Source organism: Methylobacterium sp. CM6241 (genome assembly GCF_054817845.1).
On the sequence record NZ_CM139246.1, the window covers coordinates 2,325,143 to 2,341,207 of the forward strand.

At 64.0% G+C, this 16,065-nt stretch carries 16 protein-coding genes; 7 read left to right on the plus strand and 9 right to left on the minus strand.

All coding sequences use genetic code 11. From position 1 onward, the window contains the following. Nucleotides 1-93: 93 nt before the first annotated feature. Nucleotides 94-1,173 (minus strand): YeiH family protein, encoded by a 1,080-nt coding sequence (locus tag ACYQR9_RS10770; protein WP_461229558.1) that lies wholly within the window; start codon nt 1,171-1,173, stop codon nt 94-96. A gap of 146 nt (nt 1,174-1,319) precedes the next feature. On the opposite strand from ACYQR9_RS10770, the gene ACYQR9_RS10775 reads away from it, so the two are divergent. Next, nucleotides 1,320-1,562 carry a hypothetical protein gene (locus ACYQR9_RS10775; RefSeq protein WP_056427062.1) on the plus strand — a complete coding sequence of 81 codons (243 nt, stop codon included), beginning with the start codon at nt 1,320-1,322 and terminating at the stop codon, nt 1,560-1,562. 21 nt (nt 1,563-1,583) lie between these two features. On the opposite strand, the gene sorB is transcribed toward ACYQR9_RS10775, so the two are convergent. The 3 genes from sorB to ACYQR9_RS10790 all read right to left on the minus strand — a co-directional run bounded on the left by sorB (nt 1,584) and on the right by ACYQR9_RS10790 (nt 7,253). Beyond that, nucleotides 1,584-1,904, minus strand: a complete 321-nt coding sequence (gene sorB, locus ACYQR9_RS10780; protein WP_461229559.1) for a SorB family sulfite dehydrogenase c-type cytochrome subunit — start codon at nt 1,902-1,904, stop codon at nt 1,584-1,586. A gap of 11 nt (nt 1,905-1,915) precedes the next feature. Then, complete coding sequence (sorA, locus tag ACYQR9_RS10785) at nt 1,916-3,118, minus strand: SorA family sulfite dehydrogenase catalytic subunit (RefSeq protein WP_461229560.1); 1,203 nt, start codon at nt 3,116-3,118, stop codon at nt 1,916-1,918. 403 nt (nt 3,119-3,521) lie between these two features. Next, on the minus strand, nt 3,522-7,253 hold the full coding sequence (locus ACYQR9_RS10790; RefSeq protein ID WP_461229561.1) for a vitamin B12-dependent ribonucleotide reductase: 3,732 nt from the start codon (nt 7,251-7,253) through the stop codon (nt 3,522-3,524). Nucleotides 7,254-7,769: 516 nt separating this feature from the next. On the opposite strand from ACYQR9_RS10790, the gene ACYQR9_RS10795 reads away from it, so the two are divergent. After that, the gene (locus ACYQR9_RS10795; RefSeq protein WP_207412393.1) at nt 7,770-8,183 is read left to right on the plus strand and encodes an NADH:ubiquinone oxidoreductase subunit NDUFA12; all 414 of its coding nucleotides are present in this window, start codon (nt 7,770-7,772) and stop codon (nt 8,181-8,183) included. 78 nt (nt 8,184-8,261) lie between these two features. On the opposite strand, the gene arsH is transcribed toward ACYQR9_RS10795, so the two are convergent. Beyond that, on the minus strand, nt 8,262-9,020 hold the full coding sequence (gene arsH, locus ACYQR9_RS10800) for an arsenical resistance protein ArsH (RefSeq protein ID WP_461229562.1): 759 nt from the start codon (nt 9,018-9,020) through the stop codon (nt 8,262-8,264). Between the two features lie 47 nt (nt 9,021-9,067). Between arsH and ACYQR9_RS10805 the strand changes: the two genes are divergently transcribed. From ACYQR9_RS10805 to ACYQR9_RS10825, 5 genes are all read left to right on the plus strand, one after another. Continuing rightward, nucleotides 9,068-9,445 carry an ArsR/SmtB family transcription factor gene (locus ACYQR9_RS10805; RefSeq protein WP_461229563.1) on the plus strand — a complete coding sequence of 126 codons (378 nt, stop codon included), beginning with the start codon at nt 9,068-9,070 and terminating at the stop codon, nt 9,443-9,445. After that, nucleotides 9,438-9,875, plus strand: coding sequence for an arsenate reductase (glutaredoxin) (gene arsC, locus ACYQR9_RS10810; RefSeq protein WP_461229564.1), 438 nt, complete (start codon nt 9,438-9,440; stop codon nt 9,873-9,875). The genes ACYQR9_RS10805 and arsC overlap by 8 nt, the downstream gene beginning before the upstream one ends. A gap of 33 nt (nt 9,876-9,908) precedes the next feature. Further along, nucleotides 9,909-11,207 (plus strand): arsenic transporter, encoded by a 1,299-nt coding sequence (locus ACYQR9_RS10815; protein ID WP_461229565.1) that lies wholly within the window; start codon nt 9,909-9,911, stop codon nt 11,205-11,207. Between the two features lie 141 nt (nt 11,208-11,348). Further along, complete coding sequence (locus ACYQR9_RS10820) at nt 11,349-12,020, plus strand: DUF2155 domain-containing protein (RefSeq protein WP_056430663.1); 672 nt, start codon at nt 11,349-11,351, stop codon at nt 12,018-12,020. Nucleotides 12,021-12,048: 28 nt separating this feature from the next. Further along, nucleotides 12,049-12,681: a LysE family translocator gene (locus ACYQR9_RS10825; protein WP_461229566.1), complete on the plus strand. Its 633-nt coding sequence runs from the start codon at nt 12,049-12,051 to the stop codon at nt 12,679-12,681. A 13-nt stretch (nt 12,682-12,694) separates the two neighbouring features. Here the strand turns inward: ACYQR9_RS10825 and aat are convergent, their stop codons facing one another. The 4 genes from aat to accC form a co-directional block, all read right to left on the minus strand. Further along, nucleotides 12,695-13,381 carry a leucyl/phenylalanyl-tRNA--protein transferase gene (aat, locus tag ACYQR9_RS10830; protein ID WP_207412434.1) on the minus strand — a complete coding sequence of 229 codons (687 nt, stop codon included), beginning with the start codon at nt 13,379-13,381 and terminating at the stop codon, nt 12,695-12,697. Nucleotides 13,382-13,503: 122 nt separating this feature from the next. After that, nucleotides 13,504-13,836, minus strand: coding sequence for a hypothetical protein (locus ACYQR9_RS10835; protein WP_461229567.1), 333 nt, complete (start codon nt 13,834-13,836; stop codon nt 13,504-13,506). 411 nt (nt 13,837-14,247) lie between these two features. Then, nucleotides 14,248-14,562: a hypothetical protein gene (locus tag ACYQR9_RS10840; RefSeq protein WP_311276437.1), complete on the minus strand. Its 315-nt coding sequence runs from the start codon at nt 14,560-14,562 to the stop codon at nt 14,248-14,250. A 133-nt stretch (nt 14,563-14,695) separates the two neighbouring features. Beyond that, a complete protein-coding gene (gene accC, locus ACYQR9_RS10845; RefSeq protein ID WP_461229568.1) occupies nt 14,696-16,057 on the minus strand; it encodes an acetyl-CoA carboxylase biotin carboxylase subunit in 1,362 nt (453 codons plus the stop codon). Nucleotides 16,058-16,065: the final 8 nt, after the last annotated feature.

Genomic DNA, 16,065 nt, shown 5'->3' on the forward strand with positions numbered 1-16,065 from the left:
TGAACCGGCAGAGACCCGACCGTAGCCGGTCGGCACCGGCGCCACCACAGCGAACCAATCCGGCATCCTTACCGCTCATCGGCTTTGCGCCGATCAGGAGATGCCGAGGGCCCTGATGAGGATGAGGCTGGTGGCGAGGAGGACGGCGAGCGAGCCGGTGACGGCCAGGGTGACCCGGCCGCCCATGCGCGCCAGGACCCGGACATCGACTCCGAGCCCAAGGGCAGCCATCGACATGATCGTGAGAAAACCGGCCACTTGCCGCACCGGGCCGGAGGCAGCGTCAGGGATCAGCCCGAGGGAGCGCAGGGTGGCGAGCCCGAGGAATCCGAGGATGAACCAGGGCACGAGCCTGGTGAATCCCAGTCTCCGGGGCGACGCGCTTTGTAGGCCTGTCTCCCGGGGCAACCGGTGGGCGAGAAGCGAGAACGCCACCACGACGGGTCCGAGCATCAGGACGCGAACTAGCTTGACCAGCGTGCCGACCTGGGTGCTCAGGAGCCCGACCGGCACCGTAGCGGCCAGGACTTGGGGCACGGCATAAACCGTCAGGCCGGCGAGCACACCGTATTGGTGGTCTGACAGACCGGCGAGGGGAATGAACAAAGGCAGTCCGAGTACCATCAGCACGCCGAGCACGGCGGTGAATGCGATGGAGCCAGCGACGTCCTTGCTGTCGGCCCCAATCACCGGCGCCACGGCAGCGATAGCCGAGTTCCCGCAGATGGCGTTGCCGCAGGCGACAAGGATCGCCATGCGGGCCGGCAGACCGAGCCCCCGGCAGATCGCGTAACTCGCCAGAATCGCGAGAAACACCGTTCCGACGATGCCGGTGAGCAGAGCCGGGCCAGAGGCAACGATGGCACCGAGGCTGATGGAAGCACCCAGCAACGTCACGGCGATTTCGAGCAGTTGCTTCGCGCTGAAGGCGATCCCGGCTCGGAAGCGTTCACCCGGCACCCATGCGGTGCGGATGGCGATACCCAACAGGATCGCGATGACTAATGCCTCTATATAGGGGTGACCGGTGGCTCGCTCTTCCCAAGCCTGGATCGCCATGGCGGAAGCGGTCACGGAGAGGCAGAGCATCAGGCCGGGCAGCAGCGCCGGCCGCATGCGCGTGGTGGTCTCACCCGCGGGAAGACCCGTATTCGATGATGTTTTCACGCCCATTCCACCTGCCGGGATCAGCCAGCAGGCCGTTCCAAAAACAAACTTCTGCCTTGGGCGCAGAAAGGAGAAAACCCCTCTCCATATGGCTCTAATTTCAAAAGACCCATCCATTGATCGATGGCACCCAAACCTCGATCTTACCGCTTATGAGTGCTCGTTCGAATTTCGGCTCCACCAGTTTCGATCCGTATGGCGAACCGGTCAGCGACGACCGCAACGCTTCCACGATGCAGGGTGATCGGCGCGCACGCAATGCCGCTATCGCAGTGTTCTGGACTCTGGCACTTACGCTCACCGCGGGCCGGATCTATTTCAGCGAGCAGACCTTCGATCAGACGATGACGCTTGCCCAGGCGCAGATCGCGGCTTTCGTCACGGCGATCCGCTAGACTGAGATCGATGGCCGCCAGTTAGTAGGCGGCTGCGAGATAGGCGGCGATCGCTTTGGCTTCGGCTTCCTCGATCGGTGCGTGAAAGACCTTCACCATCTTTGTGACCTCGGCATTCCAAAACGCGGCGCCTTTTCCGGGCGGCTGCGTGAGGATGTAATCCACCGAGTGACACATGGTGCAATAGGTTTGCGCCGCCTCGAAACCGGCCTCGTGACCCTGAACGGGCAGCAACTCCGCTGTTGGCTCCGGGGCGTCATAACTGCGCGGTGCGGCCCAGGCCGTTCCACCGATGAGAAGGGCGAGCGATCCAAAGGCGGCCGCGAAACGATGGTATCTCATCTCGCTTCTCCTCACAGCGCCTCAAGTCGGGTGGTCTCGATGACGTTCCGCATATATCCTGCCGGATTCCAACGCGGCTCCATCGGCTGCGTCGTCCCGTCTCCGGCTTTGGCGCGGACGCGAACCACGTGCGAGCCCGACTTGAGATCGGCCTCATAACTCCAAGACCGAAACGAGTATTGGCCAATATTTTGGCCGAGCCGTGCTGCCGACCATGTCGTCCCGTCATCCAATGAGATGTCGACGGCCGTAATGCCGGAACCTCCATCGAAGGCGATACCGCGCAGAGCTACCGTTCCCGCGCGAACCGTCGCACCATCCGTCAGGTTGGTGATGAAGGAGCGAACGGACAGCCGATGGATCGGTACCGTCTTCCCCAAGGCGGCTCCCGGCTCGACACAGGCACACTCGTTGTCGGGGATGCGATAGGCCTTCTGCATCCAGAACCCATCGAAGGGGGTGTCCAGCACCGTGATCGAGCTCAGGTGCTTGATCCAGTAGGTGCCGTAGAAACCCGGTACCACGAGCCTCAACGGGTATCCGTTGAGCCAGGGAAGCTCCTCTCCGTTCATTGCCCAGGCCAGCATCACCTCGCCCTCCTCGACATGATCGATAGCGAGAGCCTTGGCGTAACGCGGCGTCTCGGGCAGAACCGGCCCGTCGAGACCGGTGAACGCCACCTGCACGGCGCCCTGCTTCACCCCGGCTTTGTCGAGCACGGATTTGAGCGAGACGCCGGTCCAGCGGGCATTCCCCATGGCGCCATTGCCGAGTTGCCCCCCGGCGACACGGGGCAAGATGAAGCCCCGAGAGTTCCCCGAGCACTGGTTCACGGCCACGAGGTCGATGACGGGAAGGCTCTTCAGTTCCTTCAAGGAGAGGAAGATCGGCCTGTCGACATGGCCGCTTATCTCCAGCCGGAACAGGACTGGATCGATGGAGGTCGGGATATCGGCGAGGTGATAACGCACGAAGAACGCATCGTTCGGCGTGATCGCCCCCTCGTCGAAAACCTGGAACGGAGTTTCAAGCTGAGGCGGACGTGCCGTCGTCTGCAGCAATGGTCGCTTACCGGGGTAAGCCACCAGCGGCCTTTCCCCGTTGGCGAAGGGGAGCGTCGCGCGCTCGCCGGCGAGCGCGCGGAACGAGGGGAGCGCGAGACCACTTGCCGTTGCGGCAGCCCTAAGAAAATTTCTTCGGCCAAGCTGACCCATTGCTTTCCCCCGCCGCGATCACGGATCGTCGGCGCCGTCCCGGGCGACCGAACCTGCTTCGCGCGCTCATTGTATGCGGGCGAAGGATGAAGAGAGCGCTCACAACCATGCGGCCCCAATGCGGAACGGCGTACGCAGCGTTAGATCGTGACGGCTCGCAAATTGCCGCTTCGTTAGCCCTCCGCCGATGCACGGAGCCGACGGTACCACATCTGCTTTAAATTCTGTCCTCTCGGAGAACCTTGAGAACGTAAATGCCAATCAAAAAGGCCAGCCTCCTGAGAGGCTGGCCTTTACTTATTTTATAGTGAGTTTTCAGGAATTTTTCCGGCAACGAAGGCCTATCTTATCTCAGACCTTGCAACAATACGAGTGCCAGAGAATATGATCTTTGCTCGACACGTTAGGAGCATCCAGTCGTGGACCCGCACGTATCGCATTTCAGGCAAGTTCCGTTGCGCACGAGGGTGAAGTTCGCGCATTCCGGGCAGGATTCGCCGACATAACCCTTCATCTTGGCCTCGGCTCGGCGGTCCGACACGGTGCGTTCAGCCTTGGCGAAGGGGAGGGCGGTGACGAGGTTTTCGGCTTGGCCCGCCACTTCCGGCTCGGCCTTTAGCGCCGTCGCTCCCCGCAGGGCGTGGACGACGCCCCCAGCCGGAGCGCTGGTTCCGGCCGTGCCGGATCCGACGCCCACCGTGCCGCCGCCCGGGCCACCCTGGATCAGGGTGAGCCGGTCGGCCGAGCCGCGCAGCAGGCCGCGCGAGACGACGCTCGAGGCCATCGTGTCCGGCCGGTCGCCGTTGCGGGTGCCTTCGCCTTCGCCTTTGCCCATCACCGTGTTGCCGATCTCGGACGGGTCGACATGGGCGAGGTCCATGCGGCCGAGATAGGAAACGGCGAGTTCGCGGAACACGTAGTCGAGGATCGACGTGGCGTTCTTGATCGCGTCGTTGCCCTGCACGAAGCCCGAGGGCTCGAACCGGGTGAAAGTGAAGGCGTCGACATATTCCTCCATCGGCACGCCGTATTGCAGGCCGATCGAGATCGCGATGGCGAAGTTGTTCATCAGCGAGCGGAAGGCGGCGCCTTCCTTGTGCATGTCGATGAAGATCTCGCCGATGCGGCCGTCCTCGTATTCGCCGGTGCGCAGGTAGACCTTATGGCCCCCAACCACAGCCTTCTGGGTGTAGCCCTTGCGCCGGTCGGGCAGTTTCTCGCGGGACCGGATGCGCTCCACCCGCTCGATCACGCGCTCGACGATCTTCTCGGCCAGCTGCGCCGCCTTGGCGTTGGCCGGCTGGGCCACCAGCGCCTCGATCGCCTCCTCGGCATCCTCTTCCTCATCGGCGATGAGCGCCGAGTTTAGGGGCTGGGACAGCTTCGAGCCGTCGCGGTAGAGGGCGTTGGCCTTGAGGGCCAGCGTCCAGGACAGCTTGTAGGCGCTTTTGCAATCCTCGACCGTGGCGTCGTTCGGCATATTGATGGTTTTGGAGATCGCCCCCGAGATGAAGGGCTGCGCCGCCGCCATCATGCGGATGTGGCTTTCCACCGAGAGGTAGCGCTTGCCGATGCGGCCGCACGGGTTGGCACAATCGAAGACCGCGTAATGCTCCTGCTTCAGGAACGGCGCACCTTCGAGGGTCATCGCACCGCAAATATGCGTGTTGGCGGCTTCGATGTCCTTCTTCGAATAGCCGAGGAAGGGCAGGATCTCGAAGGTAGGGTCGGCCAGCTTCTCGGTCGGAACCTTCAGCACACTCGTCAGGAAGTCGTCCCCGAGCGTCCAACGGTTGAATACGAACTTGATGTCGAAGGCCGATTTCAGGCCCGCCTCAATGGCGGCGAGCTTGTCGTCGGTGAAGCCCTTCGCACGCAGGGAGCCCGGGTTGATGGCCGGGGCCTGGCCCATCGAGCCATGGCCGACCGCATAGGCCTCGATCTCGGCGATCTCGGATTCGCGGTAGCCGAGGGAGCGCAGCGCATCCGGCACGGCGCGGTTGATGATCTTGAAGTAGCCGCCGCCGGCGAGCTTCTTAAACTTCACCAGGGCGAAGTCCGGCTCGATGCCAGTCGTGTCGCAATCCATCACGAGGCCGATCGTGCCGGTGGGCGCGATGACGGTGGCCTGGGCGTTGCGGTAGCCGTGCTCTTCGCCGAGCGCCAGGGCCCGGTCCCACGCCACCTTGGCACGCCCGGCCAGATCGGCCTGGGGCACGTTGGCAATGTCGAGGGGAACGGGGGCGATGGAGAGGAACTCGTAGCCCGAGGCCTCGCCATGCGCGGCGCGGCGATGGTTGCGGATCACCTTGAGCATGGCGTCCGCGTTCTCATCGTAGCCGGGGAACGGCCCGAGCTCGGCCGCCATCTCGGCGGAGGTGGCGTAGGCAACGCCGGTCATGATCGCGGTCAGCGCCCCGGCGAGGGCCCGGCCCTGATGCGAATCGTAGGGCAGGCCCATGCTCATCAGCAGGCCGCCGATATTGGCGAAGCCGAGGCCGAGGGTGCGGTAGCGGTAGGACAGCTCCGCGATCTCCTTCGAGGGGAACTGCGCCATCATCACCGAGATCTCGAGGACTACGGTCCAGAGACGGTTGAGATGCTCAAAGGCGGCGACGTCGAACTGGCCGCTGGCGCGGTCATACATCGTCAGCAGGTTGGCGGAGGCGAGGTTACAGGCCGTGTCGTCGAGGAACATGTACTCGGAGCACGGGTTCGAGGCCCGGATCCGGCCCGCCGAGGGGCAGGTGTGCCAGTCGTTCATCGTGGTGTTGAAGTGCAGGCCCGGATCGGCCGAGGCCCAGGCGGCCTCGCCGATCTTGTCCCACAGCTCACGCGCCTTCAGGGTCTTCACCGGCTTGCCGGTGGTGCGGGCGGTCAGGTTCCAGTCGCCATCGGCCTCGACCGCCCGAAGGAAGTCGTCGGTGAGCGAGACGGAATTGTTCGAATTCTGACCGGCGACGGTGAGGTAGGCCTCCGAATCCCAGTCGGTGTCGTAAACGGGGAAATCGATCTTGGTGAAGCCCTGGCGGGCGAACTGAATCACCCGCTTGGTGTAGGCATCCGGCACCATCTCCTTGCGGGCGGCCTTCACGGCCTTCTTCAGCGCCGGGTTACGCTCGGGATCGAAACAGGCGTCACCCTCGGCCTCGCACTGGGTGCAGGCCTTCATCACCGCCTGGAGATGCTTCGAGACGATCTTGGAGCCGGTCACCAGGGCGGCGACCTTCTGCTCCTCCTTCACCTTCCAGTCGATGTACTGCTCGATATCCGGGTGGTCGATGTCGACGATGACCATCTTGGCGGCGCGGCGCGTGGTGCCGCCGGACTTGATCGCGCCGGCCGCCCGGTCGCCGATCTTCAGGAAGGACATCAGGCCCGAGGACTTGCCTCCACCGCCGAGCTTCTCGTTCTCGCCGCGCAGCATCGAGAAGTTCGAGCCGGTACCGGAGCCGTACTTGAACAGGCGCGCCTCGCGGACCCACAAGTCCATGATGCCGCCCTCGTTCACGAGGTCGTCCTGCACGCCCTGGATGAAACAGGCATGCGGCTGCGGGTGCTCGTAGCTCGAGGCCGACTTCACCAGTTCGCCGGTGCGGTAATCGACGTAATGGTGGCCCTGCGCCGGGCCGTCGATGCCGTAGGCCCAGTGAAGACCGGTATTGAACCATTGCGGCGAGTTCGGCGCCACCATCTGGCGGGCGAGCATGAAGCGCAACTCGTCGAGGAAGGCGGCGGCATCCTCCTCGGAAGTGAAATAGCCGCCCTTCCAGCCCCAGTAGGTCCAGCAGCCGGCGAGGCGGTCGAACACCTGTGTGGAGGAGATCTCGGAGCCCGAACGCTCGGCCTCGGGCAGTTCCGCCAGGGCGGCCTCATCGGCCACGGAGCGCCACAGGAAGGAGGGAACGTCGTTCTCCTCGACCTTCTTCAGACGCGCCGGCACGCCGGCCTTGCGGAAATACTTCTGCGCCAGCACATCGCTGGCGACCTGGCTCCAGCTCTCCGGCACCGAGATACCGTCGAGGCGAAAGACGATGGATCCGTCCGGGTTGCGGATCTCGCTCAGCGCCTTGCGGAAGGCGATGGTCGCGTAGGGGGATTGCCCGGCCGTGGTGTAACGCCGCTCGAACCGCATGAACCCTGTATCCCTTGCCGAAGTATCGATGGCGACGCCGCGTCGCGCGCCGCCGAATTCTTGCTGAGTCTGACGAAGGCGAGCGCCCGCGAACGCTCGCGATGCGCTGTCCCCTAGCCGGAAATGTCTTGAACCACCCAGCGGACTCGACCGCTCCGGTGACCATCGAACGCTATCGCGACCGGGGCCTTCCCGTCAACAACTTGTGTGTGCCGGCTACGTTCCGCGCTAGATGTTGTGGTTCCGCTTAGAAACCTGTGGATATCGCAGCCACACCGATAAGTGTCCTTTCGGCTTGGAGGATTCGGCGCGGAAAATTTTCGGTTCACAGGCCGGGCGGGGGTCGGTCAAAGTAAGCGTTTGGTTAAGAAGCTCGCGATGTGGGATTCCGGCCGCACCGGTCCCACCCGGACCGGCGGGCAGGACCCGACAAAAGCTGGACTTCGCATCGGCCCCTCACCATAGTCCGGCCCACGAAGGGCGGGCGGTCGAGCCGGTCCGGTTCAGGCAAGTGCGATGGCTCTCAAGGACACGCTTCTGCGGATCTTCACGTGGTGGAACGGGCAGACCATGTCGCTCGCTCTCATGACGGCCCGGCATGGCCAGCTCGTCGGCACGGACGATTTCGGCAACACCTATTACAAGGCGCTCGGCCCGCTGATCGATCGCTCGGTCGGCCCGGAGCGCCGTTGGGTGATCTATAACGGCTATGCCGACGCCTCGAAGGTACCGCCCGGCTGGCGCGGCTGGCTGTGCCATAACAGCGACGTGCCTCCGAGCGAGGAGACCTACATCCCTCGTGAATGGCAGAAGCCGCATGTGGAGAATCTGACCGGCACCAGCGCGGCCTACCGGCCGAAGGGCTCTCAGCTCAATCCCGGCTCCAAGCCGCTGACGGCGGGCGATTACGCGGCCTGGAGCCCGGAATAACCCGGAGCCCGCGCGAACCGGCATCTCAATCCGGCGGTCGCCCGGCGGGGCGGCGCCTATCAGCTATCCCTTTGTGACTCAGGGCGCCTTCGGAGGCTTGGCAAAGCCTATATCTGCGGCGACTTCCTTCAGCCGCTCCGGTTGGCGGTCCTTGCGCTCGCTGTAGCGGTCGACGAGGTAGTCGGCCCTCTCGCGCGTCAGGAGCGTGAACTTCATCAGTTCCTCGCAGACATCCACCACGCGCTCGTAGAGCGGCCCCGGCCGCATCCGGCCGGCCTCGTCGAATTCCTTGTAGGCCATCGGCACCGAGGACTGGTTCGGGATCGTGATCATCCGCATCCAGCGTCCGAGCAGGCGCAGGGCATTCACCGCGTTGAAACTCTGAGAGCCGCCGGAAACCTGCATCACCGCCAGGGTGCGCCCCTGGGTCGGGCGTACGCTTCCCTCGCTGAGGGGCAACCAGTCGATCTGGCTCTTCATCACACCCGTCAGGGTGCCATGGCGCTCGGGCGACACCCATACCTGCCCCTCCGACCAGAGCGAGAGCCGGCGCAGCTCCTGCACCTTCGGATGAGCGGCGGTGGCGTCATCCGGCAGGGGTAGGCCATCTGCGTCGTAGATGCGTACCTCGCCGCCCATGGCTTCAAGCAGGCGCGCAGCCTCGTGGGCGAGGAATCGACTGAACGACCACTCACGCAACGACCCGTACAGGATCAGGAAGCGCGGCGCGTGGCTGAAGGGCTCGTTGATCCGCAGATGCTCCGGTAGCGGCACCGCGAAATGGGATTCGCTGAGGTTTGGCAATCCGTCGGTGAAGGGCTGTCCGGCCTTGTCCAAGGATCGATCTTCCCTTATATTTCAATAATGATTGAGATATTGCATCGATGATCGAAGAACGGCAAGCCGTCGCGGCTTTCGCGGCCCTCGGCCAGGAGAACCGGTTGCGGATCATCCGCGCCCTGGTCACCGCCGGTCCGGACGGGTTGAGCGCGAGCGCGCTGGCGGGCGAGGTCGGCGTCTCCGGCACCAACCTGTCGTTCCACGCCAAGGAACTGAGCCATGCCGGGCTGATCCAATCCCGGCGCGACGGCCGATCGATCATCTACAGCGCCACCTATCCGGCCCTGTCGGGGCTGATCGAGTTCCTGATGCGCGATTGCTGCCGGGGCAGAGCGGAGGTCTGCGCTCCGGCCGTGAACGCGCTCGCCGCCTGTCCCAATCCCACCAGCGACGAGGCCTATGGAGACCGCACCCATGTCTGAACCGTTCGACGTCGTGATCTACCACAACCCGGATTGCGGCACGTCCCGCAACGCCTTGGCGATGATCCGCAATGCCGGGATCGAGCCGCATGTGGTCGAGTATCTGAAGTCCCCGCCGAACCCGGACCTGATCCGCCGGATGCTCGGCAGGGCCGGGCTCTGTGTCCGGGACATCCTGCGCGAGACGGGCACACCCTACCTGTCGCTCGCCCTCAGCGACCCGACCCTGACGGACGAGGAGTTGATCGACGCCATCGCGTCGCATCCGATCCTGCTCAACCGCCCGCTCGTGGTGACGCCGAGGGGCGTCGCCCTGTGCCGGCCCTCCGAGGTTGTGCTCGACCTTCTGCCGGTCCAGCACGGCGAGTTCGTCAAAGAGGATGGCGAGCGGGTGGTGGACGAGCATGGACGCCGCGTCGCCACCGCCTGAGCGCGGTTCGACCCATTACGAGAAACGACCCGGATGCTTGCGCTCGCCATCTTCCTCGTCACCCTGGTATTCGTGATTTGGCAGCCGAAGGGGATCGGGATCGGGTGGAGCGCCCTGGCCGGGGCCACCTTGGCGCTCGCCGCCGGGGTCATCCAGCCGGGCGACGTCCCGATCGTCTGGCACATCGTCTGGGATGCGACCTTCACCTTCGTCGCCCTCATCATCATCTCGCTGCTGCTCGATGAGGCCGGGTTCTTTCATTGGGCGGCCCTGCACATCGCCCGCTGGGGCGGCGGCAGGGGCCGGCGGCTGTTCCCCCTTGTGATTCTGCTCGGCGCCGCCATTGCGGCGTTCTTCGCCAATGACGGTGCGGCTCTGCTCCTGACCCCCATCGTGCTCGCGGTCCTGTTGCGGCTCGAGTTCAAACCGCCCGCAGCGCTAGCCTTCATCGTCGCCTGCGGTTTCGTCGCCGATTCGACGAGCCTGCCGCTGGTGATTTCCAACCTCGTCAACATCGTCTCGGCCAATTATTTCGCCGTGCCCTTCGGGCGCTATGCGTCCGTGATGGTGCCGGTGAACCTCGTATCGCTGACCGCGACCCTGGTGGTTCTGTGGCTCGCCTACCGGCGCGACATCCCCGAAGCCTATCCGATGCACGCGTTGGAAACGCCCAGCGACGCCATCCGCGATCCCGTCGTGTTCCGGACTGCATTCCCGCTGCTCGGCTTGCTGCTGCTCGCCTATACGCTCACCGCACCGCTCGGCGTGCCGGTCTCGGCGGTGACCGGCCTCGGTGCCGCGCTGCTGCTCGTCCTCGCTCTGCGGGGCCGGATCATCCCGGTCCGCAAGGTGCTGACCGGCGCGCCCTGGCAGATCGTCCTGTTCAGCCTGGGCATGTATCTGGTGGTCTACGGCCTCAGGAATGCCGGCCTCACCGGCGAACTGGCCAAGGGCCTCACCTGGCTGGCCGGGCAGGGGCCGTGGGTGGCCACCATCGGCACCGGTTTCGCCGCCGCCATCCTGTCCTCGGTGATGAACAACATGCCGAGCGTGCTGATCGGCGCGCTGTCGATCCAGCAAGCCCAGGACCTGTCGCCACTGACCCGCGAACTGATGATCTACGCCAACGTGATCGGCTGCGATCTCGGCCCGAAATTCACCCCGATCGGCAGCCTTGCCACTCTGCTCTGGCTGCATGTGCTGGTCGCGAAGGGGCAGACCATCGCCTGGGCCCAGTACATGAAGATCGGGCTGGCGATCACCCCGCCGGTCCTACTGGTCACCCTCGCGGCGCTGGCGATCTGGCTCCCCCTCCTCGGCCCGCAGTGGTAAAGCGCCGGCGGCGAACGCCCGACACCGATGGACAAGTGCGCCGCCCTTTTTACACCATGCTTGGTCTGTCTATCGTTGCATGACATCGCGACCGCCCTGGCTTAGGGCAGACGCCTCATCGTCCCGCTCCGGGTAAGCCGCATGCTCGTTCAACGCCGATTGCACATTGCCCTGAGGGCCGGCCTCATGCTCGCGGGCGCGGTGGCGCTCGGATTGCCGATGACGGGGCAGGCCCTCGCCGACAAGATCAAGAACCCGACCGCCGTGTTCTCCGGCCTCGACAAGATCACCGGACGGATCGTGTCCTTCGAGGTGGCTGTCGACGAGACCGTGCAGTTCGGCGCGCTGCAGATGACGCCGCGCGTCTGCTACAGCCGGCCGCCGACCGAGAGCCCGAAGACCACGGCCTTCCTGGAAGTCGACGAGGTGACCCTCGACAATAAGTACCGCCGGATCTTCACGGGCTGGATGTTCGCGGCCAGCCCGGGGCTCCACGCCATCGAGCATCCGATCTACGATGTATGGCTCGTTGATTGCAAAGGCGGCAATGACATCATCGCCGAGGCGCGAGAGCAGGAGGACGTGCCTGCTATGGCGTCGAAGCCGGAAAGGACGAAACGCCAGAAAAATACCGACCCGACGCGGACGGCTCAGCAGGTCAATCCAAACGGGCAGGTCGACGTGGAAGCGCCGCGTGGCGTTCCGGTACAGCCCAAGCAGAAGCCCTCGCGCAAGTTCTTCCCGACGAATGAAGGCCCGGCCCCCGCGCCGCCGCCGCAGCCACAATCGATCTTCGACGCCATTTTCCGGTAGGATCGGCCGGGCAACGGAGTTCCCCAGCATGCCCGATGCCGTCACCTTCCTGCCCTTCGCGGGCGTCTCCCTTGGGATGGTGCTGACGCCGGGGCCGAACATGGCCTATCTGGTCTCCCGCGCGATCTGCCAGGGCCGCGCGGCGGCACTGGTCTCCCTCTGCGGAGTCGCGCTGGGTTTCGTCATCTATATGCTATGCGCTGCGTTCGGCATCACGGCGCTGATCCTTGCGATCCCCTACGCGTATGACGCGCTGCGGCTGACCGGCGCCCTCTATCTCGGTTATCTCGCCTGGAAGGCCCTGAAGCCCGGCGGTCGCTCGCCGTTCGAGGTGAGCCGGCTCGCCCCCGACAGCCGGACGCGGCTCTTCGCCATGGGTTTCCTCACTAACCTCCTCAACCCAAAGATCGCGATGCTCTACCTCGCGCTGCTGCCGCAATTCGTGACGCCAACAGGCGGCTCGGTGCTGGGACAGACGCTGATGCTCGGCTCCGTTCAGATCGGGATCAGCATCGCGGTGAATGCGCTCATCGCCTTGGCGGCGGGATCGATCGCCGTCTTCCTGTCCCGCAATCCCGGATGGCTGAAGGCCCAGCGCTGGATCATGGGCGGCGTCCTCGCGAGCCTTGCTCTTCGTATGGCGCTCGATAGAGGTCGCTAATGCGGCTCGCGACTCAGGTTTCCTGGGCCTGAGCGAGCGAGGCAAGCACCTCCTCGCCGCTGACCGCCCGTTCCCTGGGCCAAACGTCCCAAACTGCTTCAGCAGCGATCGCCTCAGCGAGGCGACGCTTGTAGACATGGCGCGGAACCTCCTCGGCTCCGAACTGGATCAGATGGTCCGTGACGAACTGCGTATCAGCGAGGCGATATCCGCCCTTCCGTAGTCTCGCCATCAGGTGCGCGAGGGCAACCTTCGAAGCGTCGCGGGAGATGTGAAACATGCTCTCGCCGAAGAAGGCCGCTCCGAGCGAAACGCCATAAAGCCCGCCGACCAGCCGACTTTCGGCATAGACCTCGATCGTATGTGCGTGGCCTGCATCATAAAGTGCGCCGTAGAGTTCGCGGATGCGCGCATTGATCCAGGTCTTCTCGCCATCGCCTCGCGGAGCGGCACAGCCCGAGATGACGCCATCGAAATCGAAATCTGTCCGCACCTCGAAACGGTCGGATCGAATGGTTCGGGCAAGCCGACGCGAAACGTGGAAATAGTCGATTGGCAGGACGCCGCGAGCCTTCGGCTCGACCCAGTAGATCGTCGGGTCCTCGGCATCCTCCGCCATGGGGAAGATGCCGGCGGCATAGGCTTTCAACAGGATCTGCGGAGTGATGTCCACGCAATCGCCGTCGTGGTCGTGGTGCATGGCCACTAATGTGACGTCTCCCGCGCGCGAAAGCCAGAGCAACATAACGTCACCCAGCGTCGCGCCCAACGAAAAAGGGCGGAGCCTCCGCTCCGCCCACTGACGTTTTGAGCGAACCGACCTCAGAATTCCGGGCCGCCCGAGGTCGTGCCAAGGTTGGGGTAGGGGCGCTGGTTCTGCTCGGCATTACCGCCCTTCGCAGAATCCTCGAACACGGCCTCACGATTGGAGTTGAAGGAACCGCCGCGGACACTTCCTGTGTCCTCAACGTCGATACGGCCTTCTGCATCGCGATAAGTACCGTCGACCGGCGGGCGATCGATCGCGTCGACACCATTGGTACCCGCTAGCGGTACGATCCTGTCGGACGCACCAACAAAGTCAGTTGGTGCCTGGGCGAGAACGGCGGTGGCGCTCAGGGTAGCAGCCACGAGGGCGAGTGTCAGGGTGCGCATGATTGGAACTCAGTCGGTAGGAAGAGAATCGGCCTCTCGGTGGCTGCCTGGTGAGAATAGAAAGGCGCTGGCCGGGCCGGACTGGTCGAATAAGCTCTGACGACCCAAGACGTTCCGGAGATATTGAGCCGGCGATGTGTCACATCCCACCGGGGGTGAAAAACCAGATCAGATGACCGCCATGCTATGGATGCCCCAGAGAGAACTGTATTTTGCTCTTAATAGGCGCCAGTGCAGTGATTTTTAGAAAAAATGACTAGCTCGCTTTCCAAATCACGGAGGTAGGAATATCCATCATCGTGCTCATCCGCACTAATCGAGAATGACCTACGCTTTCAGAGGCCGGCAAAACAAAACAGCCGACCTGTTGAGGCCGACTGTTCTGTATCGTCACTTTGGAATTACGAGCAATTAGCGGGCGGGGCCGCCGGAGGTCGAGCCGGTATTGGCCCCCATGCCTTTGTTCGTCTGATCGGCATTGCCGCCCTTCGCAGAATCGACCGCGCCGGCACCCGGCGACATTCCGTTCTCCCCGGCTGGACGGCTCGTGCTGCCCGTGGCCGGCGGCATATCGCGCGTCGACGGGTTGTCGAGCGGCCCACCCGTGGTCGTGCCAGCCTGCGGTACGGCCCGTTCCGGCTGCGAGACGTTACCCGAAGGTGACTGCGCCAGAGCCGGGGAGGCTGCGATAAGCATGGCGGCGACAGTGAGCTTTGCGATACGCATGAAGTTCGTCCTTGCTGATTCCTGTTCTCATCACGCTGGCACAATCACGCTCGATTGCGCACAATGAGAAATTGTTCACCCAAAGAACGAGCTTCTAGCGGAGCAGTTCCGCTCAGCCGACGGTAAAACCGCTTCAGACTACGGCGTCCGCGAGACCGCCAGCTTCGAGAAAACCCTCTAGCCAATGGATATCGTACGCTCCGTCGAGGACCTCCGGATTTCGCACGAGTGTGCGAAAGAGCGGAAGCGTGGTGTCGACGCCGGCAACAACGAACTCATCGAGGGCGCGACGCAGGCGCATGAGGCATTCCTGGCGGGTGCGCCCGTGAACGATAAGCTTCCCAATGAGGGAATCGTAGTTCGGCGGAATGCGATATCCCTGATAGGCGGCAGAATCGACACGGACGCCGAGCCCACCCGGCGGATGGAAGTAGGTGATGAGGCCCGGCGAGGGACGAAAGGTAGCCGGGTGTTCGGCATTGATCCGGCATTCGATGGCATGCCCGGACACCTTGATGTCGTCCTGCGTCACGGAGAGGGGTAGGCCAGCGGCCACACGGATCTGCTCGGCCACGAGATCGACACCCGTGATCATCTCTGTGACCGGGTGCTCGACTTGGATGCGGGTGTTCATTTCGATGAAGTAGAAGCGACCATCCTCGTAGAGGAATTCTACTGTGCCGGCACCGATATATTCGAGCTCCTGCATCGCCTTGGCGCAGATGCCGCCGATCTCGGCGCGAGTCGCCTCGTCGATCACCGGCGAGCCGCCTTCTTCCCAGACCTTCTGGTGCCGCCGTTGGAGCGAGCAATCGCGCTCCGCGAGGTGGACGGCCCGGCCTCGGCCATCACCAAGAACCTGAACTTCGATATGGCGCGGCTTCTCGAGATACTTCTCGAGATAGACCGCATCGTCACCGAAAGCCGCCTTCGCTTCGGTGCGCGCCATATCGAGGGCCTGCTCGAGATCGGCCTCCGTCCGAGCCACCTTCATACCGCGGCCACCCCCACCGGAGGCGGCCTTCACCAGCACGGGATATCCGATCTCGGCCGCGATCCGCTTGGCTTCTACCGGATCGTCGACCCCACCCTCGGAGCCCGGCACACAAGGGATGCCCAGACGCTTTGCCGTTCGTTTGGCCTCGATCTTGTCACCCATGATGCGGATATGCTCGGCCTTGGGGCCGATGAAACCAATATTGTGGTGGGCCAGCACCTCAGCGAAGCGGGCGTTCTCCGACAGGAATCCGTAGCCCGGGTGCACCGCATCCGCCCCCGTGATCTCGCAGGCGGCGATGATGGACGGAATGTTGAGGTAGCTGTCCCGGGCCGACGGGGGCCCGATGCACACGCTCTCGTCGGCAAGCCGCACATGCATCGCATCGGCATCAGCTGTGGAATGCACCGCTACGGTGGCGATCCCGAGTTCCTTGGCCGCGCGAAGGACGCGAAGGGCGATCTCGCCGCGATTGGCGATCAGGATCTTTTCAAACATGGGACGCG